The 25,959-nt window shown below is 69.8% G+C and carries 22 protein-coding genes and 1 pseudogene; 15 read left to right on the top strand and 8 right to left on the bottom strand.

The window, feature by feature from the left end:
• The first annotated feature begins 24 nt into the window (after positions 1-24).
• Entirely contained in the window at positions 25-1,374 is a 1,350-nt protein-coding gene (locus tag GA0070561_RS23160; protein ID WP_091404709.1) for an FAD-binding oxidoreductase, read from the top strand.
• Positions 1,375-1,478: 104 nt separating this feature from the next.
• Here GA0070561_RS23160 and GA0070561_RS23155 read toward each other — a convergent pair whose 3' ends face one another.
• Complete coding sequence (locus GA0070561_RS23155) at positions 1,479-1,976, bottom strand: LURP-one-related/scramblase family protein (protein ID WP_091404706.1); 498 nt, start codon at positions 1,974-1,976, stop codon at positions 1,479-1,481.
• A 123-nt stretch (positions 1,977-2,099) separates the two neighbouring features.
• Between GA0070561_RS23155 and GA0070561_RS23150 the strand changes: the two genes are divergently transcribed.
• From GA0070561_RS23150 to GA0070561_RS23130, 6 genes are all read left to right on the top strand, one after another.
• Positions 2,100-3,662 carry a serine/threonine-protein kinase gene (locus GA0070561_RS23150; protein ID WP_244166394.1) on the top strand — a complete coding sequence of 521 codons (1,563 nt, stop codon included), beginning with the start codon at positions 2,100-2,102 and terminating at the stop codon, positions 3,660-3,662.
• A gap of 222 nt (positions 3,663-3,884) precedes the next feature.
• Positions 3,885-4,214, top strand: a complete 330-nt coding sequence (locus tag GA0070561_RS23145; RefSeq protein WP_181545443.1) for an ArsR/SmtB family transcription factor — start codon at positions 3,885-3,887, stop codon at positions 4,212-4,214.
• Complete coding sequence (locus tag GA0070561_RS23140; protein ID WP_091405317.1) at positions 4,214-5,017, top strand: cation efflux transmembrane domain-containing protein; 804 nt, start codon at positions 4,214-4,216, stop codon at positions 5,015-5,017. Before GA0070561_RS23145 ends, GA0070561_RS23140 begins: the two co-directional genes overlap by 1 nt.
• A 113-nt stretch (positions 5,018-5,130) precedes the next feature.
• Entirely contained in the window at positions 5,131-5,541 is a 411-nt protein-coding gene (locus GA0070561_RS34775; protein WP_425255911.1) for a DUF6357 family protein, read from the top strand.
• Entirely contained in the window at positions 5,486-6,421 is a 936-nt protein-coding gene (locus tag GA0070561_RS23135; RefSeq protein WP_208603834.1) for a hypothetical protein, read from the top strand. Before GA0070561_RS34775 ends, GA0070561_RS23135 begins: the two co-directional genes overlap by 56 nt.
• A gap of 256 nt (positions 6,422-6,677) precedes the next feature.
• The gene (locus GA0070561_RS23130) at positions 6,678-6,893 is read left to right on the top strand and encodes a hypothetical protein (RefSeq protein WP_091404698.1); all 216 of its coding nucleotides are present in this window, start codon (positions 6,678-6,680) and stop codon (positions 6,891-6,893) included.
• Positions 6,894-6,908: 15 nt separating this feature from the next.
• On the opposite strand, the gene GA0070561_RS23125 is transcribed toward GA0070561_RS23130, so the two are convergent.
• The 3 genes and pseudogenes from GA0070561_RS23125 to GA0070561_RS33220 form a co-directional block, all read right to left on the bottom strand.
• A complete protein-coding gene (locus GA0070561_RS23125; RefSeq protein WP_091404695.1) occupies positions 6,909-8,723 on the bottom strand; it encodes a glycoside hydrolase family 15 protein in 1,815 nt (604 codons plus the stop codon).
• Between the two features lie 34 nt (positions 8,724-8,757).
• A complete protein-coding gene (locus tag GA0070561_RS23120) occupies positions 8,758-9,234 on the bottom strand; it encodes a hypothetical protein (RefSeq protein WP_091404692.1) in 477 nt (158 codons plus the stop codon).
• 525 nt (positions 9,235-9,759) lie between these two features.
• Positions 9,760-9,905 (bottom strand): annotated as a pseudogene (locus GA0070561_RS33220) (mycothiol transferase); the annotation flags it as partial.
• A 144-nt stretch (positions 9,906-10,049) separates the two neighbouring features.
• On the opposite strand from GA0070561_RS33220, the gene GA0070561_RS23100 reads away from it, so the two are divergent.
• Positions 10,050-11,093: an NAD(P)-dependent alcohol dehydrogenase gene (locus GA0070561_RS23100; RefSeq protein WP_091404686.1), complete on the top strand. Its 1,044-nt coding sequence runs from the start codon at positions 10,050-10,052 to the stop codon at positions 11,091-11,093.
• A gap of 49 nt (positions 11,094-11,142) precedes the next feature.
• Here the strand turns inward: GA0070561_RS23100 and GA0070561_RS23095 are convergent, their stop codons facing one another.
• Entirely contained in the window at positions 11,143-12,207 is a 1,065-nt protein-coding gene (locus GA0070561_RS23095) for a trypsin-like serine peptidase (RefSeq protein WP_244166393.1), read from the bottom strand.
• A gap of 444 nt (positions 12,208-12,651) precedes the next feature.
• Between GA0070561_RS23095 and GA0070561_RS33215 the strand changes: the two genes are divergently transcribed.
• From GA0070561_RS33215 to GA0070561_RS23075, 5 genes are all read left to right on the top strand, one after another.
• Positions 12,652-12,849, top strand: a complete 198-nt coding sequence (locus tag GA0070561_RS33215) for a hypothetical protein (protein ID WP_112639507.1) — start codon at positions 12,652-12,654, stop codon at positions 12,847-12,849.
• 165 nt (positions 12,850-13,014) lie between these two features.
• Positions 13,015-13,578: a MauE/DoxX family redox-associated membrane protein gene (locus GA0070561_RS23090; protein WP_091404683.1), complete on the top strand. Its 564-nt coding sequence runs from the start codon at positions 13,015-13,017 to the stop codon at positions 13,576-13,578.
• A 20-nt stretch (positions 13,579-13,598) separates the two neighbouring features.
• Complete coding sequence (locus GA0070561_RS23085) at positions 13,599-14,123, top strand: TlpA family protein disulfide reductase (RefSeq protein WP_091404680.1); 525 nt, start codon at positions 13,599-13,601, stop codon at positions 14,121-14,123.
• Positions 14,124-14,179: 56 nt separating this feature from the next.
• Complete coding sequence (locus GA0070561_RS23080; RefSeq protein WP_244166392.1) at positions 14,180-16,027, top strand: ABC transporter ATP-binding protein; 1,848 nt, start codon at positions 14,180-14,182, stop codon at positions 16,025-16,027.
• Positions 16,024-16,545, top strand: a complete 522-nt coding sequence (locus GA0070561_RS23075; RefSeq protein ID WP_208603833.1) for a S26 family signal peptidase — start codon at positions 16,024-16,026, stop codon at positions 16,543-16,545. The genes GA0070561_RS23080 and GA0070561_RS23075 overlap by 4 nt, the downstream gene beginning before the upstream one ends.
• Here the strand turns inward: GA0070561_RS23075 and GA0070561_RS23070 are convergent.
• The gene (locus tag GA0070561_RS23070) at positions 16,482-19,373 is read right to left on the bottom strand and encodes an AfsR/SARP family transcriptional regulator (RefSeq protein ID WP_141710438.1); all 2,892 of its coding nucleotides are present in this window, start codon (positions 19,371-19,373) and stop codon (positions 16,482-16,484) included. The two genes, GA0070561_RS23075 and GA0070561_RS23070, sit on opposite strands and share 64 nt — an antisense overlap.
• Positions 19,374-19,663: 290 nt before the next feature.
• Here GA0070561_RS23070 and GA0070561_RS23065 point away from each other — a divergent pair, with 290 nt between their 5' ends.
• Together GA0070561_RS23065 and GA0070561_RS23060 are read left to right on the top strand one after the other, a co-directional pair.
• On the top strand, positions 19,664-22,762 hold the full coding sequence (locus GA0070561_RS23065; protein ID WP_208603832.1) for a hypothetical protein: 3,099 nt from the start codon (positions 19,664-19,666) through the stop codon (positions 22,760-22,762).
• A gap of 106 nt (positions 22,763-22,868) precedes the next feature.
• Positions 22,869-23,588 carry a VOC family protein gene (locus GA0070561_RS23060; protein WP_091404671.1) on the top strand — a complete coding sequence of 240 codons (720 nt, stop codon included), beginning with the start codon at positions 22,869-22,871 and terminating at the stop codon, positions 23,586-23,588.
• A 34-nt stretch (positions 23,589-23,622) separates the two neighbouring features.
• On the opposite strand, the gene GA0070561_RS23055 is transcribed toward GA0070561_RS23060, so the two are convergent.
• A complete protein-coding gene (locus tag GA0070561_RS23055) occupies positions 23,623-24,135 on the bottom strand; it encodes a hypothetical protein (protein WP_091404666.1) in 513 nt (170 codons plus the stop codon).
• Positions 24,125-25,924, bottom strand: coding sequence for a RyR domain-containing protein (locus tag GA0070561_RS23050; protein WP_167362474.1), 1,800 nt, complete (start codon positions 25,922-25,924; stop codon positions 24,125-24,127). The genes GA0070561_RS23055 and GA0070561_RS23050 overlap by 11 nt, the downstream gene beginning before the upstream one ends.
• Positions 25,925-25,959: the final 35 nt, after the last annotated feature.

The raw sequence follows: 25,959 nt of genomic DNA, 5'->3' as shown, positions 1-25,959 counted from the left end.
CCGATTTCCGTCAGGCTCAGACGTATGACGACGACAAGTCCCCGCTTCGACGGCCGCCTCCTCACCCCGGGTGATCCGGGTTACGACGCGGCCCGCACCGTCTGGAACGCCATGGTTGACCGGCGCCCACGGATGATCGTGCAGGTCGCGAGCGTCGCCGACGTGGTGGCCGCGGTACGCCTGGCCCGCGAACTCGACCTGGAGATCGGGGTGCGCTGCGGCGGGCACAACGTGGCCGGCCTCGCCGTCCCCGCGAACGGCCTGATGATCGACCTGACCCCGTTGAACGGCGTTCGGGTCGACCCGATCCGGCGACGCGCCCGGGTCCAGGGCGGCGCGCTGCTCGGCGCACTCGACCGGGCGTCGCAGCCATACGGCCTCGCCACGACCGCCGGCAACGTCTCGCACACCGGGGTCGGCGGCCTGACCCTCGGCGGCGGTATGGGCTGGCTCGCCCGGCAACACGGGTTGGCCTGCGACAACGTCGTCTGCTACACGATGGTCACCGCGGACGGGGAGGTGGTGACCGCGAGCCGAACCGAGAACCCCGACCTCTACTGGGGCGTGCGCGGTGGGGGCGGCAACTTCGGCATCGTCACCGACTTCGACTTCCGACTGCACCACACCGGAACGCGGACCCTCGTCGCCGAGTTCGACTTCCGCGCCGAGGACGCCGTACCGGTGCTCGAAGGCTGGCGGGACCTCAATGCCGTCGCACCGCGGCAGGCGACGTTCACCGCCGACGTCCACAGCACGGCCAGGGGGCCTCTCGCCACCGTCGGCTTCGTATGGGTCGGCGACCCGGCACAGGGTCACCGGTTGCTGCCGGCACTGCGCGCGCTCGGCCGCCCGGTCGCCGAACGGGTCAGCACGCCGTCGTACCTGGAACTGCAGCAACGCGACGACACCGTCGGCGGCCACGCCTACCGCCGGTACTCCAGTGCGCACTACCTCCGGCAGTTCCCCACCGCCGCGATCGAGGCGTTCCTGCTGCGCGGCGCGTCGGACCTGCACACCGGCGCCCACCTGGCCAACGTCGGCCTACAGGCGCACGGCGGCGCCATCGCCGACGTCGCGGATGCCGACGCCTCGTTCAGCCACCGCGGCACCATGTTCGAGTTCGGCGCCGGCTCCCGCTGGACCGAGCCATCCGAAGACGACATCCGGATGGCGGCGGCTCGCAGTGCCGCAGCCACGCTCGACCCGTACGCCGACGGCGTCTACGTCAACTCGCTCGCCGCCGACGAGGGGCAACGCGGGGTACGCCGCGCCTACCCGGCCGCCAAGCTCGCCAGGCTCACCGCACTCAAGACGACCTGGGACCCGCACAATGTGTTCCACCTCAACCACAACATCCGGCCCCACAGCCAGTAACGCAGCCGGCTGCTCCTGCCCAGCCTGGTTACGGGCTGTTCGCGGCGTAGGAACGCGTCAGACCGGCCCGGCTACGAGCCCTGGCAATGCGGCTGCCGCAGGGGTCAGTCGTCGTCGCCCTTCTTCTTGTCGCGGTTCATGGCCAGGTCGAGGGCGAGGACGCTGCCGATGATGAGCAGCGGGTCGACGCCGGCGGTGACCTGCACGGCGTAGGTGTCCCGGATCGTCAGCCACCGCTTGGAGACCGAGGCCACCTCGGTGCCGCCGCGCTCGATCACGTACTCGTGGTCGAGCAGGTCACCCTTCATCTCCAGGTCGTCGGGCCCCGGCACGTCGATGGTGAACTTGTCGCGGAACGGCGTGAGCAGCTTCTTGCGGACCTCTGCGGCCTTCTCGCCACCAATCCGGATCTCGTACGTGGGACGCAACGCCACCAGGTGCCGGTGCAGCGTGGCGACCTCATTGCCGGACGCGTCCTCGATGACGACCTTGTTGCGGACGCTGAGCACCTTGCCGTCGACATGGAAGACCTTGGTGCCGTGCTCGTCGAGCACGTCGAAGTCGTCGCCGATCGAGAAGAACCGCTCCTTGATGACAAACATGCTGCGATTCTCCCCCACCGCGCACCGAAGTGCCGGCCGAGCACGGCCGGCCCTTACCGCCGCTCTCACCGGTCCGGTCAGGTGCGCCGGGCGATGAGGCGGGTAGAGCCGAGGGGACGGCCGGTGACCAGCATCGGAGTAGACCGCCATGCCGCTGCGGGTCCATTCTGGCAAGCTGTCCCAGTGATGTTCGGTGATCTATTGGACGACAGGTATCAGGTCGAGAGCCGTCTCGGTACTGGTGGCATGTCGGCCGTCTGGCGGGCGTGGGACCGGGTCCTCGAACGCGCGGTGGCCGTCAAGGTCCTGGCCGGCGCGCAAGCTACCGCCCGAGGCGCACGACAACGCATCCAGGCCGAGGCCCGGGCCGCAGCCGGCCTCTGGCACCCGCACGTGACGAGCGTGTACGACTACGGTGAGCACACCGACGCCACCGGCCGCCAGGTCTCGTACGTGGTGATGGAACTGCTGCCCGGCCAGACCCTGTCCCAGCGACTTGCCGCCGGTCCACTGCCGCCGGCCGCCGCGATGCGGACGTGCGCGCAGGTCGCCGAGGCGCTCGCCGCAGCGCATGATCGTCAGCTGGTGCACCGGGACATCAAGCCGTCCAACGTGATGCTGACACCGGCCGGTGTGAAGGTCGTCGATTTCGGTATCGCCACCACTGTCGGTCGGCCGGAACTGGAGGCGGACGGACAGCTGTTGGGCACCGCGGCCTACCTCGCGCCTGAACGGCTCGCCGGTGGCAATGTTCTGCCTGCCTCCGACGTCTACGCGCTCGGACTGTTGCTGTACCGAACGCTGACCAATGAGCTGCCGTGGTCGGCGGAGACCCCCACGCAGATGTTGACCGCTCACGTGTACGTCGATCCGGCACCGCTGCCTGACATCGAGGGAGTGTCCCCCGAGGTTCACCACCTCCTCGACCGCTGCCTCGCCAGGGACCCCGCGGATCGGCCGGACGCCGCGGAGGTGGCCACGGCCCTGCACGATCTGACCGATGACGCCGAACGGCGGGTGAAACAGGCGACGCAGCCCGCGCCCGTCTCGCCCGTGTCGACCCCGACCACCGCCGGTCCCTCCCCCGGTCGGCGTCGCCGCATCCCCAACGCCGTGTTGATCCCCGTTCTCGTGGTGACGGCAGGGACCATTTCGCTCCTGCTCCCCCAGTTCATACCCACCGATGGCAGATCGGGCGGGGTCGCCACACGTGACGGTGCCACCCCGCCCGACGCCGCCTTCGATGTGTCTGCCACTGAGGCACCTGCTCCATGGCAGCCGTCCGCGGAGCCCACACCAGTCTCACGACCGAGCCGTACGGTGACCGCACCTGGTGGGCCGACTGGACCGACCGCCAGAGCCGGTTCGACGGCCGGCCCTGGCCCTGCAACGTCACCCAGTGCCGAACAACCGGCGGGGCCGTCCAGCGCCGCGTCGACGCCGACGTCCTCGAATCCAGGTACACCCCTTCGGGCACTCGGCGGCGTGGTGACTGTGCTCTGCACCGGCGATCAGGTTCGCGTTGTCGACGTCGCTCCTGCCCCCGGCTACCGCCTCAAGGACTACAACGCCGGGCCCGTCAAGGAAATCCAGGTGGTGCTGCTGTCCGCAGGCAACAGGAGCGAGATCAGGGCGCGGTGTGACGACGGCACGCTGTTGCCGAAGATAAAGGAGAGCCGTCAGTGAGCGGGTGACGCGCGCTGTCGTGAGAGACGAGCCCTTTGGCAGCTCGACCAGCGTCTGGAGGGTCGCCACCGAGGGACAGTCGGCAACCCCGGCCGCCGTGGTAGCCACAGCGGGCGGCGCACTGGGGGTGTCAGTGGCCGCAGCAGCCGTGCCGCCAAACAGAATTCTCCAAAGCGACAGTTCAGCTAGGTGTTAATTCACGGTTCGATGTATGGTTTTCGGGTGGAGACGCTGACGCATGGGCAGGTCCTGGCCCGTTTCGGCCATGCCCTGTCCGACCCGGTTCGCGCCCGGCTCCTGCTCGCGCTGCGCGACGGGCCCGGTTATCCGGCAGAGCTCGCCGACCTGCTGGGCACCAGCCGGCAGAACCTCTCCAACCACCTGGCGTGCCTGCGCGGCTGCGGCCTCGTCGTCGCCGTGCCCGAAGGCCGCCGCAGCCGCTACGAACTCGCCGACGCCCGGCTCACGCACGCCCTCGGGGACCTGCTCGGTCTGGTCCTGGCCGTCGATCCAGCCGCCTGCCCGGCCGCCGAATCCGAGGCGTGCTGCTGATGAACACGCCACTTCCGCTGATGTCGGTTGGCCCGTCACCAGCCCGTCGCTCGATCCTGATCCGGCGGGTGCGCCTGTTCGTCGCCGCGACGATCACCTACAACGTGATCGAGGCGGTCATCGCCATCAGCGCCGGCAGGATCGCCTCCTCGACCGCGCTGATCGGGTTCGGGCTCGACTCCGTCATCGAGGTGGCCTCCGCCGCCGCCGTGGCCTGGCAGTTCTCCGGCCCCGACCATGAACGCCGGGAACGCGCAGCGCTGCGGATCATCGCGTTGTCGTTCTTCGCCCTCGCTGCCTACGTGTCCGTCGAATCGGTGCGCGCGCTCGTCGGCGTCGACCGCGCAGAACACTCCACGATCGGTCTGGTCCTGGCCGCGGTATCCCTGGCGGTGATGCCGGTCCTGTCGGCCGCACAACGCCGCGCGGGCCGCGAACTCGGGTCGGCGTCGGCCGTCGCGGACTCCAAGCAGACCCTGCTGTGCACGTACCTCTCGGCGGTGCTGCTGGTCGGGCTCGCGGTCAACTCGCTGTTCGGCTGGTGGTGGGCCGACCCGACCGCGGCTCTGATCATCGCCGCGGTCGCGGTCAAGGAAGGCCGCGAAGCCTGGCGCGGCGACGCCTGCTGCGCCCCCGGCGCCGCCCTGCGCTCCCCCGCCCACCGCAGCGACGCCAGCGGATGTGACGACGGGTGCTGCACCACCGACACCCGCCGAACGGGGGGCAAGCGCAGCACTGTGATCACGCAGGTTGTGCAGCGTGACGTAGACGACGACCACGCCGAACGTAGCGCCGACCTGTAGTCCCGGCCAGAACCAGCCGGGCAGCCGCACACCGGCTGAGCCACTCCGACTTAGGGTGTGGCTTCGCCAAGGACGAGGTGGTCGCGTTCGACGACCTGGTCGCGGCGCAGTCGATGTCGTGGCGGACGGCGGCGTGGGAGAGTTCCGCTTCAACGTCTGGCCTTGGCAGTAGGCGTACGAGGCCCGAAGCACCGAGGACGGCAATGCGATCCCTGACCTTCAGCGACGACAAGGACAACGAGCAGGAGTGGGTCCCCGGTGGCCCGACAGACGCCCTCGGCGCGTTCCTGGAGTTCATCGATCGGCATCGTGCGGACGACAACGCGTTGTTCTGCATCACGGATGAGCGCGACGAGGGACTGGTCCTCTGGCTCGACCACGGGATCGTCGCACGGGTCATCGGGGGGGCAGGATCCGCGCACAGAGTTCCGTCTCGTCAACGCCGGCGACTTTCGCAAACTCGCGTTCATGTTCATCCGCGGCGGCTTCGTCAAGCTCGGCCGGTACGGCCCATGGTGGCCTGACGTGCCCAGCGCCATGCGTGAACAGCTCCGATTCGATTTCGACAGGTCGGTACTCCGACGGACCCACCCGCGCGAACTGTGCCGTCGACTGGCCGTCCTGACCCACATCGACGGGCGCGAGCCGACGACGGTCGCGGGGTTCACGCACTATGGGTTCGGCGACGGCAGTGGTGACTCCGTCGACGGGTGGTTCGCCGCGGACGGTCGCGGCCTGGTGGTCACGTTTGACCGCGGGAGCCCGCTGGCCTCCATCGACGCCCAAGCGCGGGCCGCGCTGTACGACGGCGTGCCGCCTGACCTGCTCGCGCTGGTGCGGGACATGCCGCAGCCGGGCAGCACGATCCGCACCAGCTCACATCCGAACGGCGGCAGGCTCGTGGCCGGGACCGGCATCTTCACGTATTCGGGCCCCTGCATGATGTCCGAGGGCTTGCTGGTGCGGTTGCAGGAGGACCGGCTGGACGTCGAGGATGCCCAGGTCGGCAGGCTGCTGGAGCGCTTCCTCGCGTTGGAGGACTTCACGCCTACCGCAGTCGCGCAGGCAGCGCCATGGTGGAGCGACGATGACATCGCGCGCGGCTTCGCCGCGGCTGCGGCGCTGAGCGGCGAGCGGTCACTGACCGCGCCGCTCGACCGGGATGCCGTTGACCGCTTCTGTCGCATCTGGGCCGACTCGGGCTACAACGATCCCTGGGGTGTGCACTACGTCCTCTTCGATTGCCGCACGCTCGAGGAAGCGGGCGAGGCTCGCGACGAACTGCTGAGTCTGATCCAGGCCCTCGGGCTCGAGCGCGTCGACGCCCCGGCCGGAGCCGGCAGCGGCGAAGTGTGGGTGCGCTCCGATCCCCGCATCGACGCCGAACTCGGGCACTGGGCGTGATCGTCGCGCGTTCCAAGGCGAGTGCTGGCAGGGCCAGCATGACGACCTGCGTCTCCTCCACCCGAGCGGCGCGGCGTGGCGACCAGCGCGGTGGTTCTCGTGCCGGAAGCGCCTGATCCCAGCTCGGTTCGCGGGCGAGCTCTGGTGGCACGTCGATGCGCTGGGTGGGCCGGCGGACGGCGAACAGGTCGAGATCTCGCGGAGCCTTGCCGCCGGCAGAGCGCTGATCGCGGCCGGTCCTGATGGCGTGAGCAGCATGACGTTTCGCCTCGTCGGCGACGACGCGTATCCGCGTCCCGCCGCGCTGATCGCAGGACTGACCGTGGGCAGCGATCGCGAACAAGCGCCGACGATCCTGGGCGACCCGGTGCAGGCGACCTCTGACGAGTTCGTCGTGGAGGGGGTTCGGATACGGCTCGGCTACGCCGCCGACGGCCTCGTCGAGATCTCACTGGAGCGCCCCGATTCCTAGCCGGGGCCTGCCAACCTAGCCGGCGGGGGCGTCGCGAATGGCGAGCGCGGCCTGGACGAGCGCGGCGTGAGTCAGTGTCTGGGGATAGTTGCCGAGGTGAGCGCCGGTCGTCGGGTCCAACTCTTCGGCGTAGAGCCCGAGTGGGCTGGCGTGGTCGAGCATGGACTGGAACAGTTCGACCGCCTCGGTGCGGCGCCCGGTGCGGGCGAGGGCCTGCACCAGCCAGAACGAGCACGGCAGGAATGCGCCCTCGGTGCCGTGGAAGCCGTCACTGCCCGGCGGATAGCGGTAGAGCAGCGGACCCCCGGCGGAGAGCCGGTCCCGAACGGCATTGATGGTGCCCTGCACACGGGGCGACTCGACGCTGTCCATGTCCAGCAGCGGCAGGACGAGCAGGGCCGCGTCGAAGGCATCGGAGCCGTAGCTGCGGACGTAGCTGCCCGCCGTCGGGTTGAAGCCGGATGTCCGTACCTCGGCGGCGATGGCATCTCGTGCTTCCTGCCAACGTCGGCGTCGGCGGCCGGACAGGGGGTGGGTGTCGGCGATGCGCAGGGCTCGATCCAGGGCGAGCCACCCCATGAGCTTGGAATGCACGTGTTGGGCAGGTTCGCGTACCTCCCAGATGCCGGCGTCGGGCTCCTGCCAGTAACGGGCGACGATGTCGGCGAAGCCGCGTATCGCCCGCCATGTCTCGGTGTAGAGACGGTGCCCGGCCTGCACGAACGCCCAGGCGGCGTCGATCACCCAGCCGTAGCCGTCGAGTTGGTGTTGCCCGGCGGCGCCGTTGCCGACCCGTACCGGGACGCTGCCGAGATAGCCCGGCCAGCCGGGCAGCTCCCGTTCGGCGGGCACCCGGCGCCCATGAAGGGTGAGCAGCGCCGGTAGGCGTGGCCGCTGTAGCCGGCTGGCGTGCAGCAGCCAGGCGAGGAAACCCTGTGCCTCGTCGGGCTTGCCGACGCTGAGGAAGGCGCTGACGCCGATGCTGGCGTCTCGAGGCCAGACATAGCGGTAGTCCCAGTTCCGTACCCCACCGGGATCCTCCGGCAGAGACGTGGTGGGTGCGGCCACCGGGGCACGTGAAGGCGAGTACGTCAGTAGCCGCAGGGTCAGCAGGCTTCGAACGACGTATTCCCGGAAAGGCAGCGACCGGTCGATCTCCGCAGTCCAGTCCCGCCAGCGGTCCTCGTCCTCGGTCAGGAGGTCCCAGGCCGCTGCCGGGTCGACGTGGATCAGCGGTTCGCGGTGCGCCACGGCAAGCACGAGGGTGACCGGACGGCCCGGGCTGACCGTGATCGAGGTGGGGCGGCCTGGCTCGATGGAGAGCCGCGGCGCGCTGCCCAGGGAGACCGCGAGCGACCCCCACTGACACACCAGCGCCTGGCGGCGGTGCTGGACCCGTGGCCGGCGGTGCCGTACACCGAAGCGGGGGTCGAACTGGACGACGGCGTCGACCGCCGAATCATCGGTCGACAGGCGCCGCACGATCAGTGTCGTGGGCAGCAGGCGACCACTGACCTCGGCCACCATCCCCTCCGTGAGGGTGAGCCGTCCGCCGCGTACCTCCCACGTCGTCTCCAGGGTGGCGGTGTGCCGCCGGTAGCGCCGTTCGACGACCGTGGCCGGTTGGGCCGGGCCGAGCCGGAACGTCCCCGCATCGGGGCCCCCGACCAGCCGGCCGAACAGGGGCTCGCCGTCGAAGCGGGGCACGCAGAGCCAGTCGATCCCGCCGTCACCGTCGACGAGAGCCGCGGTGCGGGTGTCACCCAGCAGCCCGTAGTCGCTGATCGGCGCCAGGGGCCGGGGAGGCGTCCTCTCGTATCCACCGGTCATGGTGATCGCTTCCCGACGAGTCGCGGGACGAGGGTCAGTGGGCCCGAAGAAGCAGCCCGAGGACCACCCCGTAGAAGACGTGTACGACAGCCACGACCGCTGGAGTCTGGATGCCGTAGTTGACGCCGAACAGGCCGGGCGGCTCCAGCACGGCCGTGCTGGCCGGACCTGCCCGTTGGGAGGCCATGCGCGGGTGGACCCCCGGAAGCAGCGGCAGGAGGACCGTCAGCGCGATTCCGACGTGGACGGTCCCGAGCAGTGCACCGATCCACCACGTGGCGCGGTGCAGCAGGGCGAAGGTGGCCGCGTAGCCGAGAGCGAAGCCCTGACCGGCGCAGAGGTGGATGAAAAAACCGACGACTCGGGCCCGGTCGGGGTCCTCGGTGACCAGCGTCCCGAGTACCAGGGGAAAGTCGAGGCGGGTGAGGCCGGCCAGTTGAGCGGTGATCAGCGCGGCGGTCAGCACCGCGGTGGCGACCAACCCGAACAACGCCCATCCGGCCCAGTCCATCTCAGCCGTGCTGGACGTCGCGCGCGTCGGCGGCGCCGGTCGGCACGCGGCACCGCGACGTCTTCTCGGTCATGGATCCGCCCTTCGGCTGGACAACGTGAAGGTCTGTGGTCCGGATCCGGACGGCGCACGGCGCTGGAAACGCCGGCTTTTCACCATAAGCCACCGAACTGTCCGGTCGAGTGGAATCCTCGGATGGCACCTCACCGGGTCGTCGGTGTGGTCGCCTTCGCCTCGTCGCCGCCAGCGAGGCCGCGCATCGGATCATGTCGGGACCCAGGACGTCGAGGATCGCCAGCGCGACGTCGGACTCGTCCCACCACGCCGTCCACTGCGGAAGCCGACCGCCGGTCACCTTGGGGCGTAGAAAGTCCAACAGCTCTGGTGGCGCGACAGGCGTCGGTCCGACAGGCGACGGCAGCGCCGCATCAACGAACAGGCAGCCGACGGACTATGCACGAGGACGTAGGCGGCATTCATGACCACACCCTTTACGATTCGGCCCGCGGGCCGCCACCCCACTCGTCACGCTGACCGCGAACAACGGACTGTGACTCCGTCGACCAGTTCGCGAAGGATGTCGGTGTCTCCGGCATGCCGGGTGGTTTCGCCGGTCATGTGAGCCAGCACCCAGCGAAGCGTGCGGGCTCCTCACTCACGGGCCGCGCGGTAGGCAAAGAAGTAGCCTGGTCAGCCGGAGCGACACCCGGCGCGCCTGAGGGGGTACCAGCAGTACGCGCCCGACAGAGACTCGCAGCGCCGCCACGGCTGTGGCGAGCTGCACGTAGGTCAGCATCACGTCACCGGAGGACATCATCTTCACCGTCAACGCCATCGCCGCGCCTTCTGCCACCGAACCGCTCGTGCGTACCACGATCGAACGGCGGGACCTGGGCCCGCACGATGTTCTCATCGAAATCCGCTACGCCGGCATCTGCCACTCGGACATCCACACCGTGCGCGGCGACTGGGGCAAGGTTCCCTACCCGCTCACCGTCGGCCACGAGATCGTCGGCCGGATCACCGAGGTCGGCGCCGACGTCACCCGCCACGCGGTCGGCGACCGTGCTGGTGTGGGCTGCATGGTCAACTCGTGTCGCGAGTGCGAGAACTGCCGCACCGGAAACGAGCAGTACTGCCTCAAGGGCAACACCCAGACGTACGCGGGCGTCGACCGGGACGGCACCGTGACCCAGGGCGGTTACTCGACCCACGTCGTCGTGAACGAGGACTTCGTGCTGCGGGTGCCGGAAAGCATCCCGTACGAGGCGGCCGCGCCGATGCTGTGCGCGGGCATCACCACGTACTCTCCGTTGGCGCACTGGAACGCCGGTCCCGGCAAGAAGGTCGCCGTGGTGGGCCTGGGTGGCCTGGGCCACATGGCCGTCAAGATCGCCGCGGCGATGGGCGCCGAGGTGACCGTGCTGTCACAGACGCTGGGCAAGAAGGACGACGGCCTGCGCTTCGGAGCCGAGCACTACTACGCCACCAAGGACCCGGCGACGTTCGAGGCGCTCAAGAACAGCTTCGACCTGATCATCAACACGGTCAGCGCACCGATCGACATGGCCAGCTACCTCGGCCTGCTACGTCTGGACGGCACGCTTGTCAGCGTGGGCGCCCCGCCGGAGCCGCTGCCGGTGCCCGTCTTCGCGTTGTTCGGCAATCGACGCTCGTTCGCCGGCTCCAGCATCGGCAGCATCGCCGAGACGCAGGAGATGCTGGACTTCTGCGCCGAGCGCGGCATCGCTCCCGAGGTCGAAGTCATCGGCGCCGAGGCAGTCAACGACGCGTACGAGCGCGTGCTCGCCTCGGACGTGCGCTACCGGTTCGTCATCGACATCGACACCCTTCGCTGATCTTCTCCCGGGTGCCAGGGCCCGCCGAACGGCGGGCCCTGGCGCGGTCTCAGCCGTTGTCGATCAGACTGGCGATCTCGTTGTAGATCAGGTGCGCCTTCGCGCCCTGGTTGGACGGACAACCGCCGAGGTGGTGCAGGGCGATCACACGGTGGCTGGCGTTCAGCACGGGTGAACCCGAGTTGCCGCCCGAGGTGTCACAGCTGTAACTGATGTTCCAGGTGTTGTAGTTCGCGTTGCGGACGGCGCACGTCGCGCCGTTCTGGGTGTCCTCGTAGATCGACAGCCGCTTCGCAGTGCCGTCGCCGTGCCCGGGGACATAGATCCGGGTGCCGTTGCTGGTGGCGGTAGTTGCCAGGTACAGCGTGCCGAAACCCTGGATGGCGGCGAAGTTGTTGACCGAGTACAGGGTGTAGTCCAGCTGGCTGGAGCCGCCGCTGCTCACCCTGTAGAGGGTGGCACCGCTGACCTTGGTGCCGGCGCCGGGATTCGCGCCGCCGCAGGTCGCGCACTGGTAGTTGAACTGCATCTCGCTGCCACTCACGGCGGACTGCGTCGAGAAGCAGTGCTTGTTCGTCAGCATCCGGTTGGTGTTGCCGACCCGCCAGGTGGTGCACAGTCCACCGCCGCTGATCAGCAGCCGCGCCACCGCCCTGCCGCGGGCGTACTCGGTGGGGTGGCTGTTCTGGTAGCAGACCACGTCCCGGCGGGCGTCGGTGCTGCACACGGACTGGGTGGAGAAGTTGTGCGCGGCGATTTCCGTGCGGTCGTATCCGCGCCAGAACCGGTCAATGATGGCGGCGCTGCCACGTGAGGGGCGGCTGCTGTGCAGTGTCACCACGGCGGTGTCGCCCTCCACCGACATCGCCCAGAAACCCGGCTGCCCGTCGGTGGTGTAGTCCGAACCGGTCGCCCGGTTCAGGTGGCGGTCGTACCGGTAGCTCTCCTTGCCGTCGCGGCTCGACACGGTGACGTAGTCGCCTTGGGCGAGTCGCAGTGAGCTGAAGTGCACCTTGACGTAGGTGGCGCCGGGATGCTGAATGATCTGTGTCCCGCCGTTCGGGGCGTAGGACAGGGAGCTGGCGACGGTGCGGAGTTCACCGACCGTGGTCACCCCCTCTGCCGAAAACTGGTTCGATTCCGGTGCCCGCTCGGATTGTGGCGCGAGAGGGGCAACCGAGTACGCCTCGGCGGCGGGTACCGACAGTAGGCTCAGCCCAAGTGAGCAGGCAGCGAGCGCGACCGCCCCCGTTCGTAGGCGGCGCAGGGCATGTTTCATCTGTCGCTCCTTCTCAGGAATCAGCACCGAGACGTGCCTTCGGTCTTCATACCTGAGATCACGCAAGACATGTAATCCCATCTATGTCATAGCTGCCTGCCGCACTGCCTGCAGGACCGCAGGCAGCGTTGAACTGGTCGCCGGCGATCGCCAGTCGAAGCGCAAGCCAGCCGTGCTTCCACACCTCTTCCACGGCCCTTGCACCAGCCTTGCACCACGGCTCGGCAGGGTGTTCCTCAGAGGGAGCACGGTGCTCCTCGGGTATGTCGGGAGGCTCGGATGAGGGGAATCATCGAGGGCATGGGCGGCCGGTTGCTGGCCATGTTCGTGCCGAAGATCAATGCGTCGGCGGGCTGTGGCAGCTGGCCTTCGTGCTGGCAGTGCATCAGCCGGTGCGGACGGGCGCTGCCCTGCGACGCCTGCACCGTCGGCGAGATCGATCAGCCCGGCGAGTGGATCTACTGCAAGGGCTGCTGACAAATGAGGCTGCAGGGCGACTGACCGCTGTCACCATGCGGCTTTCCTGCCTCCGGCCGAGGTCGTGAAGCCAGATCTCCGATGTGGAATCCATGATCGGAATCGGCTGGTCGATCCTCGGCCGGGGTGGCCGGGCGTCAATGAGTCGAAGCGAAGGGAACACCAATGCACTATCTGGCCATCAGTGTGCGGTGCGCGATCGGGTTGGTATTCCTTGCGTCCTCGGTCGGCAAGTTGTGGGGACGGGGTGCGTTCCCCGCATTCGTCGCCTCCCTGCGCGGAGTCGGCCTGCTGCCGCGACGCCTGGTCCGTCCGGCCGCGATCGTCCTGGTGGTGGTGGAGGGTGCGCTGTGTGCGGCGTTGGCGGTGCCCACGGGGCTCGTTCCCAGCCTCGCGCTCGTCGGTGCGGCCCTGCTGCTGGGCATCTTCACGGTGGGCGTGGGAATCGCGGTACAACGGGGGACCGCGAGTACCTGCCGCTGCTTCGGTGCGACCGCCGAGAGGCTCGGCCGCAGGCACGTCGTCCGCAACATACTGCTCACCGGCCTGGCGACGGGCGGAGCCGTCGCGGCGGCCGCGTCACCGCCCGGCCCCCTCCGGCCGGCGGGGCTGGTGCTCGCTGGCTTCGTCGGCCTGCTGCTGGGCTTCCTGGCCACCAGATCCGACGACCTGGTGGCTCTGTTCCGCAGGGTCGACCACGATCCGCGACTTACGACCCCCAGTCGTTGACTACTCCTCAGGAGCAACAGATGACCATTCTTGTTTCGGCCGTTCTGATCGTGGGCCTGCTCAGTGCGGTGAACTTCCTACTCACCTTCGGCGTACTGAAGCGTCTCCGTGAGCACACGGCGCTGCTCTCGAACGAGGCCGGGCTCTCCGCCGAACTGGGCATCGCCGACCCGGTGGGTGACTTCGCTGCCCTCGACATCGATGGCGCACCAGTGCGCCGCGAGCTGCTGCTGGGGGAAACCTTCGTGGCCTTCGTCTCCACGTCCTGCGACTCCTGCCGGGAGAAACTGCCCGAACTCGTCGAGCACGCCCGGCGGGTGCCCGGCGGCCGGGAGCAGGTGCTCGCTGTCGTCGCGGCCGGAGCCGACGATGCCGATGCGTTCGTCGAGCGGCTCGCCGCTGTGGCGCGGGTCGTGGTCGAGCCGAAGGGCGGTCCCCTCAGCAACGCTTTCCGCGCCTTCACCTATCCCACCATGATGTGGGTCGGTCCGGACGACGCCGGCCGGGTGGTTCGGATCAAGCAAACGGCGCCGGCCCCGGCATGATCGGGTGGCGGACGCGGCGGAGCGTCATCGCGGCGGATGGCGGCCGCGGGTCGAGGGTGTTGGCACCACCGGCGCGGTCGGCACGCCGAATCCGTACGGCCTGCCTGCTGGTCGGCCGGGCCGCCCCGGTGACCCTGCTCGGGTACGTGGTGCTCATGCTCGGCGCCGGTGCGCTGCCCGTGCTGATTGCGTGGCTGACCAAGGGGATTCTGGACGGGATCGTCGGCGACGCGGCGCCGAAGACTCTGACCCAGATCGGATTGGCGCTCGCCGTCGCCGGCATGGTGGCGGGATCGACGCCGCACCTCACCCGATACCTGCGGGCGGAGTTGGACCGGTCGGTCGGCCTGCTCGCGCAGGAACGGTTGTTCACGGCAGTGGACCGCTTCGTCGGTCTCGACCGGTTCGAGGACCCCCACTTCCTGGATAGACTCCGGCTCGCCCAGCAGACCGGTGGCACCACCCCGAGCCAGGTCGTGGACGGTGTCCTCGGCACCGCCCGTACGGCGATCACCGTCACCGGGTTCCTCGGGTCGCTCTACCTGTTCAGTCCGATGCTGGCCGTGCTGGTGTTGGCGTCGGCGGTGCCGATGCTCGCGACCGAGATGCTGTTGGCCCGTTATCGGGCCGGGATGCAGTGGCGGATCGGGCCGGCGGAACGCCGCGAGTTTTTCTACAGCCAGTTGCTCTCCACCTCCGCAGCGGCAAAGGAGGTGCGACTGTTCGGCACCGGCGGCCATCTGCGGGCGCGGATGTTGGCCGACCGCCGGACGGTCAACCGGGCCAAGCACCTCAACGACCGCCGCGAACTGTTGGCGCAGACCGGCCTGGCGCTCGTGTCCGCGGTCGTCGCCGGTATCGGCCTGCTGCTGGCGGTCCGCGCCGCAGCGGCCGGTCGGATCACCATAGGTGAGGTCACTGTCTTCGTCGCGGCGGTCGCCGGCGTGCAGAACGCGTTGGCCACGCTGGCCGCGGAGATCGCCCGCGCGCACCACGCGTTGCTGATGTTCGACCACTACGTAGCGGTGACGACGAGTCCGCCCGACCTGCCCATCGCCTCGGTCGCACAACCGATCGACCAGCTGAGGCGTGGTATCGAGCTGCGGGACGTGTGGTTCCGTTACTCCGACGAGACGCCGTGGGTCCTGCGTGGGGTGAACCTGCGGATCCCGGCCGGCGCCACCCTCGCGGTCGTCGGGCTCAATGGCGCCGGCAAGTCGACACTGGTCAAGCTGTTGTGCAGGTTCCACGACCCCACCCGTGGACAGGTTCTCTGGGACGGGGTGGACATCCGCGAGGTTGATCCGGCCCAGCTGCGGCTCCGTATCGGCGCCGTCTTTCAGGACTACATGCACTACGACCTGACCGCAGCCGAGAACATCGCTCTGGGTGATCTCACCGCCCTTGGCGAGCGAGGACGGATCACCGCCGCCGCGCGTACGGCCGGCATTCATGACGTGCTGACCGCACTGCCGCACGGCTACGACACCCTGCTGTCCAGGATCTTCTACCAGGAGTCGGACAAGCAGGACCCGACCACCGGTGTGGTCCTCTCGGGTGGCCAGTGGCAACGGCTGGCGCTTGCCCGCGCCTTCCTGCGGGACCGACCGGACCTGCTGATCCTCGACGAGCCCTCGTCCGGGCTCGACGCCGCGGCCGAGGACGAGATCCACCACCGCCTGCTGCGGTACCGCGCGGGCCGGACCAGCGTGCTGATCTCCCATCGTCTGGGCACCCTCCGCGACGCCGACCTGATTGTCGTCATCGCCGACGGCGGCGTGACGGAACGAGGCACGCACGATTCGCTGATGGCGGCCGACGGCACCTACCGCCGGTTGTTCGATCTTCAGGCGTCCGGCTACGGCGAACACGCCGAGAGCGCGCTGGCGACGGAGGCGAGATGATCCGCGCTGTCACCTTCGTCGACGGGACCCCGCCGTACGAGTGGATGCTGATCTTCGGGTCGTTGGCTGCCCTGGCCGGCGCGGTCCTGCTCGGACGGTGCCTACTGACACGTCGTCTCGTCGCGGTGACCGTGTACGGCGCGAGCATGGAGCCGACCTACCGCGGCGGCGACCGGGTGCTGGTCCGGCGGGGCAGCATGCCGGCCACAGGACATGTGGTGGTCGTGGAGTATCCGACCCTCGACGGCACATGGCCGCTGCCGCCGTTGCGTGACGGCGCCTCGGCATCCGAGGTGGGCCGACGCCGTTGGTTGATCAAGAGGGTGGCGGCGGTGCCTGGTGATCCGGTACCCCGTGACCGGGTGCCAGCGCTGGCTGAGGAACGAGTACCGCCAGGCATGGTGGTGCTCCTGGGCGATAATCCAGACTCGAGCTTCGACTCACGGCGAATCGGTTACTTCGCCGGCGAGCGGATACTGGGGGCGGTTCTCAACGCCCGACGCTCGCCTTCGGCATGACCAACGGCCGGCAGACTTGTCCGGGTGAGTTCCAGCTTGGCCCGTACGGCCTCGGCACCGCCGATGCGCAGCTCGGTCATGATCGCGTACGCCCGTCCCCAACTGTTTGCGGCGGCCGCCATGTCACCCAGAGCATGGTGACAGTCACCGAGATGTGCCAGGGCCTCGGCTTCCTTGAAGCGATGCCCGACGTTCAGGCACAGTGCCTGCTCGTAGCACTCGACGGCGATGCCGTACTCGCCCAGGTGGTGGTAGGCGTAGCCGAGGGTGTCCCAGGTGTTCACCGCTCCGGCGTCATCACTCAGTTCGGCATGCAGCGACAGCGCCTGCCGGCAGTAACCGATGGCCTGCCGATAGTTGCCGACCTGTGCGTAATCCCAACCCACCGCGTTCAGTGCCCGGGCCTGACCGCTGCGGTCGCCACCTCGCCTGAACAGGTCGAGCGCGACCCGGTCGTGGTGTATCGCCGCTCGCCGATCACCCTGCAACTCATACAGCCAACCCAGGCTCAGGTGGTTGTACGCCTGGCCGATCGGATCCGCGACGTCGGCGAGGTCGGCCAGCGCCCGGTGCAGCTGATCCCGCGCCTGCTCGGGTCGCCCGAGCCCGGCGAGCGCGTGGGAGAGTTCCCTGCGGCACTGGGCCTGCGCCGACCGGTCGTCGAGGCGGGACGCCGCCGACAGGGCCAGGGATTGGGTGGTCAGAACGTCGTGCCAGTAGCTGCCCCGGCCAAGATAGGTCGCCGTCGCCCAGGCCAGCTGCCAGGCGTGCCGGTCGAGACCGGCTTGGGCAGCGCAATCGACCATGGCGATCAGCGTCTGGTGCTCCACTGTGAACCAGGCGAGGGGGTCGACCTCCGCGATGTCTTCGGGCGTCACGCCCTCCTCCGGTGCGACCACCGCAACCGGTGGCCGGTACGGCATCAGCACCCTGTCCGCCGCGACGGCCGAATGCAGGTAGTGGTCCAGCAACCGGCGCCGTGCAGCCTGCCGCTCGGGCTCGGCCTCGCTCAGTTCACCGGCGTAGGCCCGGAGCAGATCATGCAGGACGTAACGGCCCGGGACCCGTTCCTGAGTCAGGTGAGCACCGGTCAGTTCGGCGAGCATAGCGTTGGCCGTGCGCCGACTCAGACCGGCCAGGCTGGCAGCCGAGGCGGCGGTGAAATCCGGGCCCGGATGCAGGCCGAGCAGCCGAAACAGTCGACCGGCCGCCGGGGTCAGGGCCTGGTAGGACCAGGAGAACACAGCGCGTACGTCCACCGAAGAGTCGCTGTCGGTGAGCCGGTCCAGCACCCCGGCGCCGGCCAGGTCGCCAGCGAGGGATCGGAGGGTGAACTGAGGGTTGGCAGCGGCCCGGGCGGCTGCGATGGACAGTGCCAGCGGGAGGCCCGCACAGAGCCGGGCGATCTCGGAGACGGCCTCGGGTTCTTTCCCGGCGCGGTCGGTGCCGATTCGGTCGCGGACAAGTTGGCCGGCCTCCCCCTCGTCCAGCAGGCCCAGGGTGAGCGGGTGGGCGCCGTCGACGGCGATCAGGGATGACATCCGATTTCGACTGGTCACCACTGTCACGCACGTGGTCGAGCAGGGAAGCAGTGGCCGGACCTGGTCGGCGCTGTGAGCGTTGTCGAGCATGATCAGGATCCGTCGGTCCCGCAACTGGGCCTGATATCTGGCGATCTGTCCGTTGAGGTTGGTCGGAATCTGCTCCGGTGCCACGCCGAGGGCCTCGAGGAAGACGCGCAACACCTCGGTCGGCGCCAGCGCTGCGGCAGTGGCGTCGAAGCCGCGGAGGTTGGCATAGAGCTGCCCGTCGGAGAACCGAGGGGCCAGCCGGTGGGCCAGACGCAAACTCGAACTGGTCTTGCCGACCCCGGCCGGACCGAGGACCAGCAGAATCGCCGACCGCTGCTCGTCGCGGTCGGTCAGTCGGGCCTCCGCCCTGGAAAGTTCCTGCGCACGGCCGACGAAACACGGCACGTCCGGAGGCAGCATCCGGGGCACCGAAGGCCGACCGGCCGAACCGCCGACCGGTTGTCGCACCTCCCGCCGCAGGATGTCGCGCTGTAGGGCGTGCAGCTCCGATGCGTCGATGCCCCGGCGACCCAACAGCGCCAAGCCCTGCCGGCACACCTCCGCCGCCTCGTCAATCCGGCCGTCGCGGTAGAGGGTGAGAGCGAGCATGCAACGCAGGCCCTCGTCGTACGGATCCGCGGCCACCGCGCCGGTCAGGTCGCCCATCGCCTCGGCGTGCCGCCCCAACCCGTTGATCGCCTCCGCGTAGGTGAGCAACGCCGCACGGTGAACTGCCCGAAGTCGCGCGATTTCGGCCAACGCAAAAGGTTTGTCCGCGAGGTCTCCGTAGGGCTCGCCGTGCCAGTGGTCGAGCGCGGTACGCAGGATCGCGGCGGCCCGGTCGGCCTGCTCGGCATCGCCGAACGTCAGAAGTCGACGGCCCTCCCGGAGCGACTCCTCGAACTGGACGGCGTCGATGCACGCCGGGTCCAGGTCCAGCCGGTATCCCGCTGCGGTTCCGCGGCCGACCGTGGCGATGAGCCCCTTGTCACGCCGCCCCCGCTCACCCGGTTCGAGGGCACGCCGCAGGTGGGCGACATGGCTGCGGAGGGTGGCCCGCGCGGCGTCCGACACATCGTCGCCGGTCAGCAGTGTCGCCAGTCGCCGGCTCGGCACCGGCTTGCCGAGTTCCAACAGCAGGATGGCGAGCAGCGTGGTGAGCTGTGGACCCAGCGGGACCAGGACGCCGTCTCGGCGCAGCTGTATGGGGCCCAGTATGGAGACGTGCATCCGACCACTCGCCACATGGTCACTCACCGGCACACTCCCGGGTCACCGAGAGCGAATACGGTCGGGACCGTCGCACCTGTGGCCGGTCCGGCCGCCAACCGGAACAGGCCGATCAGCGCTACCTGAGTACGCAGCAGATCCACCTCAGCCATGGCCACAGTTCGATATAGATGAGGTGCATTGTATAGGCGTCGTTGAGCCGTCGGCACCATGCTGCCGACCGACCACCGGCAACTCACAGGAGATTCACATTCGGTCTTCCCGCCGTGCTTCCGCACGTCGAGGACGGAGGCCGGTGAGGCCATTATCATGCGAGCGTGGCTCACGTTGCCCAGGTCCGCAGGCCGTACCCGCTGCTCGTCGCCGCAGCGGTCCTGTTGGCACTCGGCGCGGCCACGGCCTGGGGAGTCGGCGACACGCTGGGGCTGAGCCACGCCCCCGCCGCCGTGCCGCGCGAGGACGCTGTCGCCGCGCCGACGCGGACGCCTGCGCCGGTCCCGCCGTTGGCGTCCCTCGTCGTACCCGACGAGCCGCGCATCAGGAAGGCCGCAGCCGCCGTCGCCGACGCGGTCGTCTTCCGCGGTTTACCCCGGCCGGTGCTCGTCCCGGCCGCGTCGAGGCCGGCCAGGTCCGCGACGGCCGCGCCGGGCACCGGCACGGCGCGCGCCGCGGCTCCGGACCTGTCGGCGGTGAGCACGCTGCGGGCGGGCGTGCTGGCCGCCCTCGGCGGGGCGCCGGAGTCGTACCGGCTCGACGTGCACGGCAACGAGCTGGCTGTCCAGGGTGGCGACGTCGCGGGCGTGGCAGCCGGGATGTACCGGGTGGCCGACCGGATCCGCTCCGGTGCCGAGGCGCTCCCCGCGGCGGACGCGGGTCGGGTGGTCATCCCCCGGCTCGGCCTGCGGCTGACCGATGCGGGTTCGGTGGGGCGCGAGCCCGACCCGGCCGTCTTCGCCGCCGGCGACGACTATGGCCTGAACACCGACGTGGTCGGGTCGGCGGTGCTGCCTCGCGCGCCGTGGGTGGACGCCGGCGCGGTGGCCCGCATCGACGCGCAGTTTCGGCAGTTCGTCGACCACTCGGTGGCACAGGGATTCAACGGAATCGTCGTGCCCGGCTTCCTGGAGTACGTCACGTTCGTGAAGGTCGGCGACGGGCGCGCGGTCTACCCGCCCGGAGACCCGCACGTCGACCGCGCGCGGGCGATGGTCGCGGCGTTCGGCCCTGTCTTCCGGTACGCCGAGGACATGGGCGTGCGGGTCTTTCTGCTGACCGACATGCTCGCGGTGTCGCCCCCGCTGGAGGCATACCTGACGCGGACCGTCGGCGGCCTCGACGTCGCCGACCCCCGGCTGTGGGCGGTTTACCAGGCCGGTCTGGCCGAGCTGTTCGAGAGCATGCCGTTCGTCGACGGCCTCATGGTCCGCGTCGGCGAGGGCGGCGAGGTGTACGCCGGAACCGGCTGGGACTACTCGTCGAGGCTCGCGGTCACCACGGAAACGTCGGTGCGCGCGATGCTGCGGGCGCTGCTGGACACCGCGGGCCCAGCCGGGAAGGAGATCATCTTCCGCACCTGGACGGTGGGCGTCGGTGCCGTCGGCGACCTGCACACCAACCCGGTGTCGTACGCGCAGGTCCTCGGCGGGCTCGACGATCCGCATCTGATCGTGTCCACCAAGTACACCCTGGGCGATTTCTACAGCCACCTACCGCTGAACACCACGCTGCTGGGCGGCAGGCACCGCCGCATCGTGGAGTTCCAGGCCCGGCGCGAGTTCGAGGCGTTCGGCTCGCTGCCCAACGACCTCGGCCCGCTTCACCGCCAGGCGCTGCGCGCATTCCTTGCGGCCAACCCGAACGTCGAGGGTGTCTGGAACTGGACCCAGGACGGCGGGCCGTTGCGCGCCGGGCCCATGTCGCTGTACCTGCGCGCAGGGTTCTGGCAGCTCTACGACCTCAACACGTACGCCGTCGGCCGCCTGGCCTGGGATCCGCACGCCGACCCGGCGCAGGTCACGGCGGACTGGGCGTACCGCACGTTCTCCGGCGACCCGGGCACCGTCGCCGCGATCGGGCAGGCCATGGCTCTGTCCCGGCAGGCGGTCACCAAGGGCCTCTACATCGGTCCGTACGCCGACCGGTCGGTGCGGGCGCTCGGGCTGGAACCGCCGCCCATGATGTGGATTTTCGAGTGGGACATCCCGACCGGGGACTCCGCGGCGCTCGACAGCATCTACGCGGTGACCGGCGGCCGCGTCGACGAGGCGATCGAGGAGGGCAGGCAGGCAGTCGTGCTGGCCCGGCGCATGCGCGACCTGGTCGCTGCGACCGAACCGGCGACCTGGCGGGACCCCGAGCTGCGCGGGCGCTTCGCCGCGACTCTCGACTACCAGGTCGACCTGTTCGAGACGCTGAGCGCGTACCGGGCCATGGTGCTGCGGCACGCGCAGTGGCTGGACACGGGTGCCCCGGCCGCCCGCCACGACTGGCGGCTGGCCGCAGCGGCGTACCACGACGCGCGCGACGCGCACCGGCAGCGCTACGGCGCCGACCTGGACCTGCCCGCGTACAACTTCACCGCCGCCGACCTCGGGGCGCAGCGCGCCGACCGGGACCCGGCGATGGCCTGGGCGGCCCGGGCGATGCTCGGGTCGATCCTGCTGGTGGTGCTGCTCGGCCTGTACGGGCGCGGGTTCGGCGCAGCCGCCGCGCGCGGGTTGCTGCTCGGCGCGCTCCGGCCGTGGCGGGTCGCCGCGCTGCCGACGCCCGTGACGCGGGCGGACCGGGTGTTGGTGTGGCTGGTCCCGGCCGTGGTGCTGGTGGCGAGCCGGCTCGTGTTGACCTGGTTCGCCGCGCCGGCGCACCTGCTGGTCACCCTCGGTGGGTGGGCGCTGTTCACCCTCGTCGTACGCCTCGTCGTCGGCCGCCGGGATCCGTTCCATCTGTGGGCCGTGGTCGGCGGCGTCGCGCTGCTGCGCAGCGTGCTGCTGCTGGCGGCGCTCGCCGGGCGAGGACCCGGCGGCTACTGGTTCGCCTTCTGGACTGCTCCGAGTCTGCGCGCGGCGTACGTCACCGTCGCGTTCGCGGCGTTCTGCTGGCTGTTCGTGGTCGTCGCCGTGGTCCTGCGGGACCGGTACGGTCTGCGCCGCCGAAGCGCCGTCGGGCTGACCCTCACCGCCGCTGGTGTGCCCCTCGGCGTGCTGTCCGCCCTGGTCTCGGTGGTGGGCCTGGAACGCGCGCTGACGGTGTGGAACGACCAGCTCGCGCTGCTGCCCTGGGGCCTGTCCCGCATCCTGGGCATCACCGTCCACCTCGGCATCCCCGCCCAACTCCCTGCGTACACGGCCGCCGCCGGAATCGCCCTGGCCGTCGCCGGCCTGCTCCTGTCACTCGGCCGCCACCGGCAGTCCGCCTGACCTCCCAACCCCCGACGCTCTCGGTCATCAGCCGATCGGACAACCGAGGGCGATGATCGGCTATTTCCATGTGCGACGAGCACCCTGCGACGCCTAGGAAGGAGGCATGACCAACGAGCGGACCGTTCCCCTGCTGCCGTGCGCATCCATTGACGACATCGAAACCTTCTATGGAGTTCTCGGTTTCCGCACCACCTACAAGCAACGCAAGCCCAACGCGTGTGTGGGGGTGCAGCGCGAAGACCTGCATCTGCAGTTCTTCGAGATCGCCGGATTCGACCCGGAGCAGTCCTACGGCTCTTGCCTCGTACTCACCACGGACATCGAGGGACTACATCGGGCATTCGCGGCCGGCATGCGCGCCGCGTACGGCAAAGTGCTGGTGTCCGGAACGCCGCGGATGACCCGGCCCCGGGCGCGGAAGAACGCCGACGGGTTGGGCGGATTCAGCGTCATCGACCCGGGCGGCAACTGGATCCGCGTCTTTCGGGACGCCGCCGCCGCGCCCATGCCGGCCGCCACGCCTGCCGGGCGGCTGGCCAAGGCCCTGGCGAATGCTGTCGTGCAGGCAGATTCCAGGGGAAGCGCCGAACAGGCCGTTCGGATCCTCGACAGCGCGTTGGCCCGCCCGCACGCCGACGACGACCCGGTCGAGCAGGTAGAGGTCCTGGTCTACCGCGCCGAACTCGCGATGGTGCTGCGCGATCCAAAGACTGCGGCCGAGATGCTGGCCCGTGCCCGGTCCGTCACGCTCACGCAAGACCAATCCGAAAGGGCGTCACCCGCGTTCGACAACGCCGCCGACCTCGCAGCAGCACTGCGGTAACTCACCATTCTCCACCGACAGCAGGACCGGCCCGTCAGCCCTCGGTGGGCGTTCGGCGGGCACCGACAGGCCAGAGGATCGTGGTCGGGACGCCGTGGTGCCGCGCCCAGTCGATGGTCCGGTCCGTCGACGCGGGGTGACGGCCAGGTTTGCCGTCCCACACCGCCACGAGTCGCTGCACCCGTCGGACCAGCTCCCGGTTGGCAACCACGTAGGCGGCGGTGTCCGAGCGGTCGTAACCGGTGTGGACAACCGCTGCCGCCCGGTCGAGCAGCTCGTCGAAGGCCAGCCGATTCTCCGGCCTGATCACCGCGACCCGGTAGTCGCGGGCCGGCAGGATCACCTCGTAGGTGCCGCCCAGATCGAGGATCGTGCGCGCGAAGACCTGGTCTGCGCCGGCCGCCAGGCAGGTCACGCCGTGCACGGGCCGGTCGCTGATCCGGCCCAACTCGACGCGGAGAGCGTCGGCGACGAGCAGCTCGGTGTCGCGGGTCAGGTTGATGTGCCCGGTCACGCCGACGCGGACCGGGGCGAGGTCAGGCGGCATCCCTCGGGCCTCTCCGCTGCGCGGGCACCGGGGGTGCCAGCCGGATCAGCTCGAACCCGCTGTCGGACAGCACGTCAGGCAGTGCCCGGATCCCCTCGCGATTCTGCTCCTGCACGTCGGACGGCAGTTCGTCCCACGGCCGCAGGGCGGGATGTCGCCGCTGGACGTCATCACGCGGGTCGCCGTACGTCCACCCGTCCCCGCGCCGTTCCCGGCACCACCGGTCGTGCTCCAGTTGGGCGAGTTCCTCGATCCGGTCGTCGATGGCCTGCCCGGCGGCGGAGGCGTCACCGGTGCCACCGTGCCGGGGCGCCACGACACAACCGAGATCCAACAGCTTGGCGGCGATGTCCTGCACGTGGGCCCGGTTGGCCCGCCGCAACGACTCGGGTAGTCGTGACCAGTCCACCATCGCCGGGGCATCGCCGAGTCGTACCCCGGCGCGCTGCTGGGCCTGGACGTACCGCTCGTGGATCAGCCGGGCCAGCCGCTCGGTGAGGTCCTCGGCGATCAGCCGGGCGTCGCAGGCGTGGGTGAGCACCGGATAGAGGCGGAGTTTGCCGTGCACCTCGTCGAGCAGGTCGTGACGGGAGTCGCCGTGGAAGGCCGCGGCGAGCGCCGCCTGCCGGTAGACCGGCACGAACACGGCACTCTCGGCGCCCTGCCACAGGGCGGGCGTGTCCAGCACGAACTGCAGGCCGCTGATCTCGTCCGGTGCGCAGACGTAGATGCGGTCGTAGCCGTCGCGGCCGAGACCGACGACACCGTCGAGATCCAGGTCGTACGCGGTCAACTGGCAGACGGTGGCCAGGAACGGGTAACGCGACGACGCCAGAGCGATCTCGGTGCCGGCATCCGGTGCCACGACGTCCACCCGCAGGGGTGGCACCGCGTGGCCCCCCGGGGTGTCGGCTCGGGATGCGCGCCAGTGCCGGGCGGTCTCCACCAGGAGAGCCCGGCGGAAGGTGCCGGTGCCCGCGATGAGGATCCTGGTTGGTTGGTCTCCCCCGCTGGGCAGCGGGTGGTGCCGGTGCAGTGCGCGTGCGGCGACGTCGTCGACGTGGAAGTAGTCCAGCCGCAGCCGGCTGGACCCGGCGGCACCGAGTCGTCGGGCCTGCAGGGACAGACACATCTCCGAGTCGTGAACCAGGATGTAGACCCGCGGTGGTTGCCGTCGGTCCTGGATGAGCCGGTTGGCGGTGTTGGCGATCGCGTGGTTGCGGTCGTCGTCCTCGCTGCAGGCGTAGATGGTGTGGGCTCGGGGCAGACCGGCGCCGCGCAACACCTCGGGGCTGGTCGGGTCGCCGACCACGCCGAGGTACCGGCGCCACCGGTACTCCAGCGGCCCGAACGGTTCGGAGCGCACCACCACCACACGTTCACCGTCGGCGAAGAGCCGGTCGGCGAGCATGTGGGCGAACTGGGAGTCGCCGCAGACCAGGACGTGGCCACGTGCCCGCCGGGCGCGCAGGCGGCGAGTCTCGGCGGCCAGCAGCAGCCGGCTGGCCTCGGCCACGGCGAGGAGCGTGAACAGCGGGGCGGCGAACCGGGCGACCTGCAGCTGCCACGGGTAGGGGCCGGCGTCCTGGAAGGGTTCGGCGCCGAAGACGAAGAGTTGCAGGTCGTAGTAGAGAACGTCGTACGGATCGTGGGCGACGCCCGGTCGGGCCTGGAGCAGGCGCTCGAAGCCGACATAGCCGAGGACGAGAGCGGCCAGCCCGATCACTCCGAAGAGGACTCGCAGACTCCAGCCGACCGGGCGGGACGAGCCGGCGACGGGATCCGTCATGAGCTCATGGTATTTGACGAGGTCGATCGGATCGT

The sequence above is a fragment of the Micromonospora saelicesensis genome, from assembly GCF_900091575.1.
GTDB lineage: Bacteria > Actinomycetota > Actinomycetes > Mycobacteriales > Micromonosporaceae > Micromonospora > Micromonospora saelicesensis.
Note: the sequence above shows the minus strand (reverse complement) of the source record. Positions and strands in the feature narration are given on the sequence as shown.

Excerpts from the sequence above, each read along its gene's own strand:
- GA0070561_RS23160 (WP_091404709.1), top strand. The coding sequence starts at position 25 with ATGACGACGACAAGTCCCCGCTTCGACGGCCGCCTCCTCACCCCGGGT.
- GA0070561_RS23155 (WP_091404706.1), bottom strand. The coding sequence starts at position 1,976 with ATGTTTGTCATCAAGGAGCGGTTCTTCTCGATCGGCGACGACTTCGAC.
- GA0070561_RS23140 (WP_091405317.1), top strand. The coding sequence starts at position 4,214 with ATGAACACGCCACTTCCGCTGATGTCGGTTGGCCCGTCACCAGCCCGT.
- GA0070561_RS34775 (WP_425255911.1), top strand. The coding sequence starts at position 5,131 with ATGTCGTGGCGGACGGCGGCGTGGGAGAGTTCCGCTTCAACGTCTGGC.
- GA0070561_RS23135 (WP_208603834.1), top strand. The coding sequence starts at position 5,486 with ATGTTCATCCGCGGCGGCTTCGTCAAGCTCGGCCGGTACGGCCCATGG.
- GA0070561_RS23130 (WP_091404698.1), top strand. The coding sequence starts at position 6,678 with ATGACGTTTCGCCTCGTCGGCGACGACGCGTATCCGCGTCCCGCCGCG.
- GA0070561_RS23125 (WP_091404695.1), bottom strand. The coding sequence starts at position 8,723 with ATGACCGGTGGATACGAGAGGACGCCTCCCCGGCCCCTGGCGCCGATC.
- GA0070561_RS23120 (WP_091404692.1), bottom strand. The coding sequence starts at position 9,234 with ATGGACTGGGCCGGATGGGCGTTGTTCGGGTTGGTCGCCACCGCGGTG.
- GA0070561_RS33215 (WP_112639507.1), top strand. The coding sequence starts at position 12,652 with ATGAGGGGAATCATCGAGGGCATGGGCGGCCGGTTGCTGGCCATGTTC.
- GA0070561_RS23090 (WP_091404683.1), top strand. The coding sequence starts at position 13,015 with ATGCACTATCTGGCCATCAGTGTGCGGTGCGCGATCGGGTTGGTATTC.
- GA0070561_RS23085 (WP_091404680.1), top strand. The coding sequence starts at position 13,599 with ATGACCATTCTTGTTTCGGCCGTTCTGATCGTGGGCCTGCTCAGTGCG.
- GA0070561_RS23075 (WP_208603833.1), top strand. The coding sequence starts at position 16,024 with ATGATCCGCGCTGTCACCTTCGTCGACGGGACCCCGCCGTACGAGTGG.
- GA0070561_RS23060 (WP_091404671.1), top strand. The coding sequence starts at position 22,869 with ATGACCAACGAGCGGACCGTTCCCCTGCTGCCGTGCGCATCCATTGAC.
- GA0070561_RS23055 (WP_091404666.1), bottom strand. The coding sequence starts at position 24,135 with ATGCCGCCTGACCTCGCCCCGGTCCGCGTCGGCGTGACCGGGCACATC.
- GA0070561_RS23050 (WP_167362474.1), bottom strand. The coding sequence starts at position 25,924 with ATGACGGATCCCGTCGCCGGCTCGTCCCGCCCGGTCGGCTGGAGTCTG.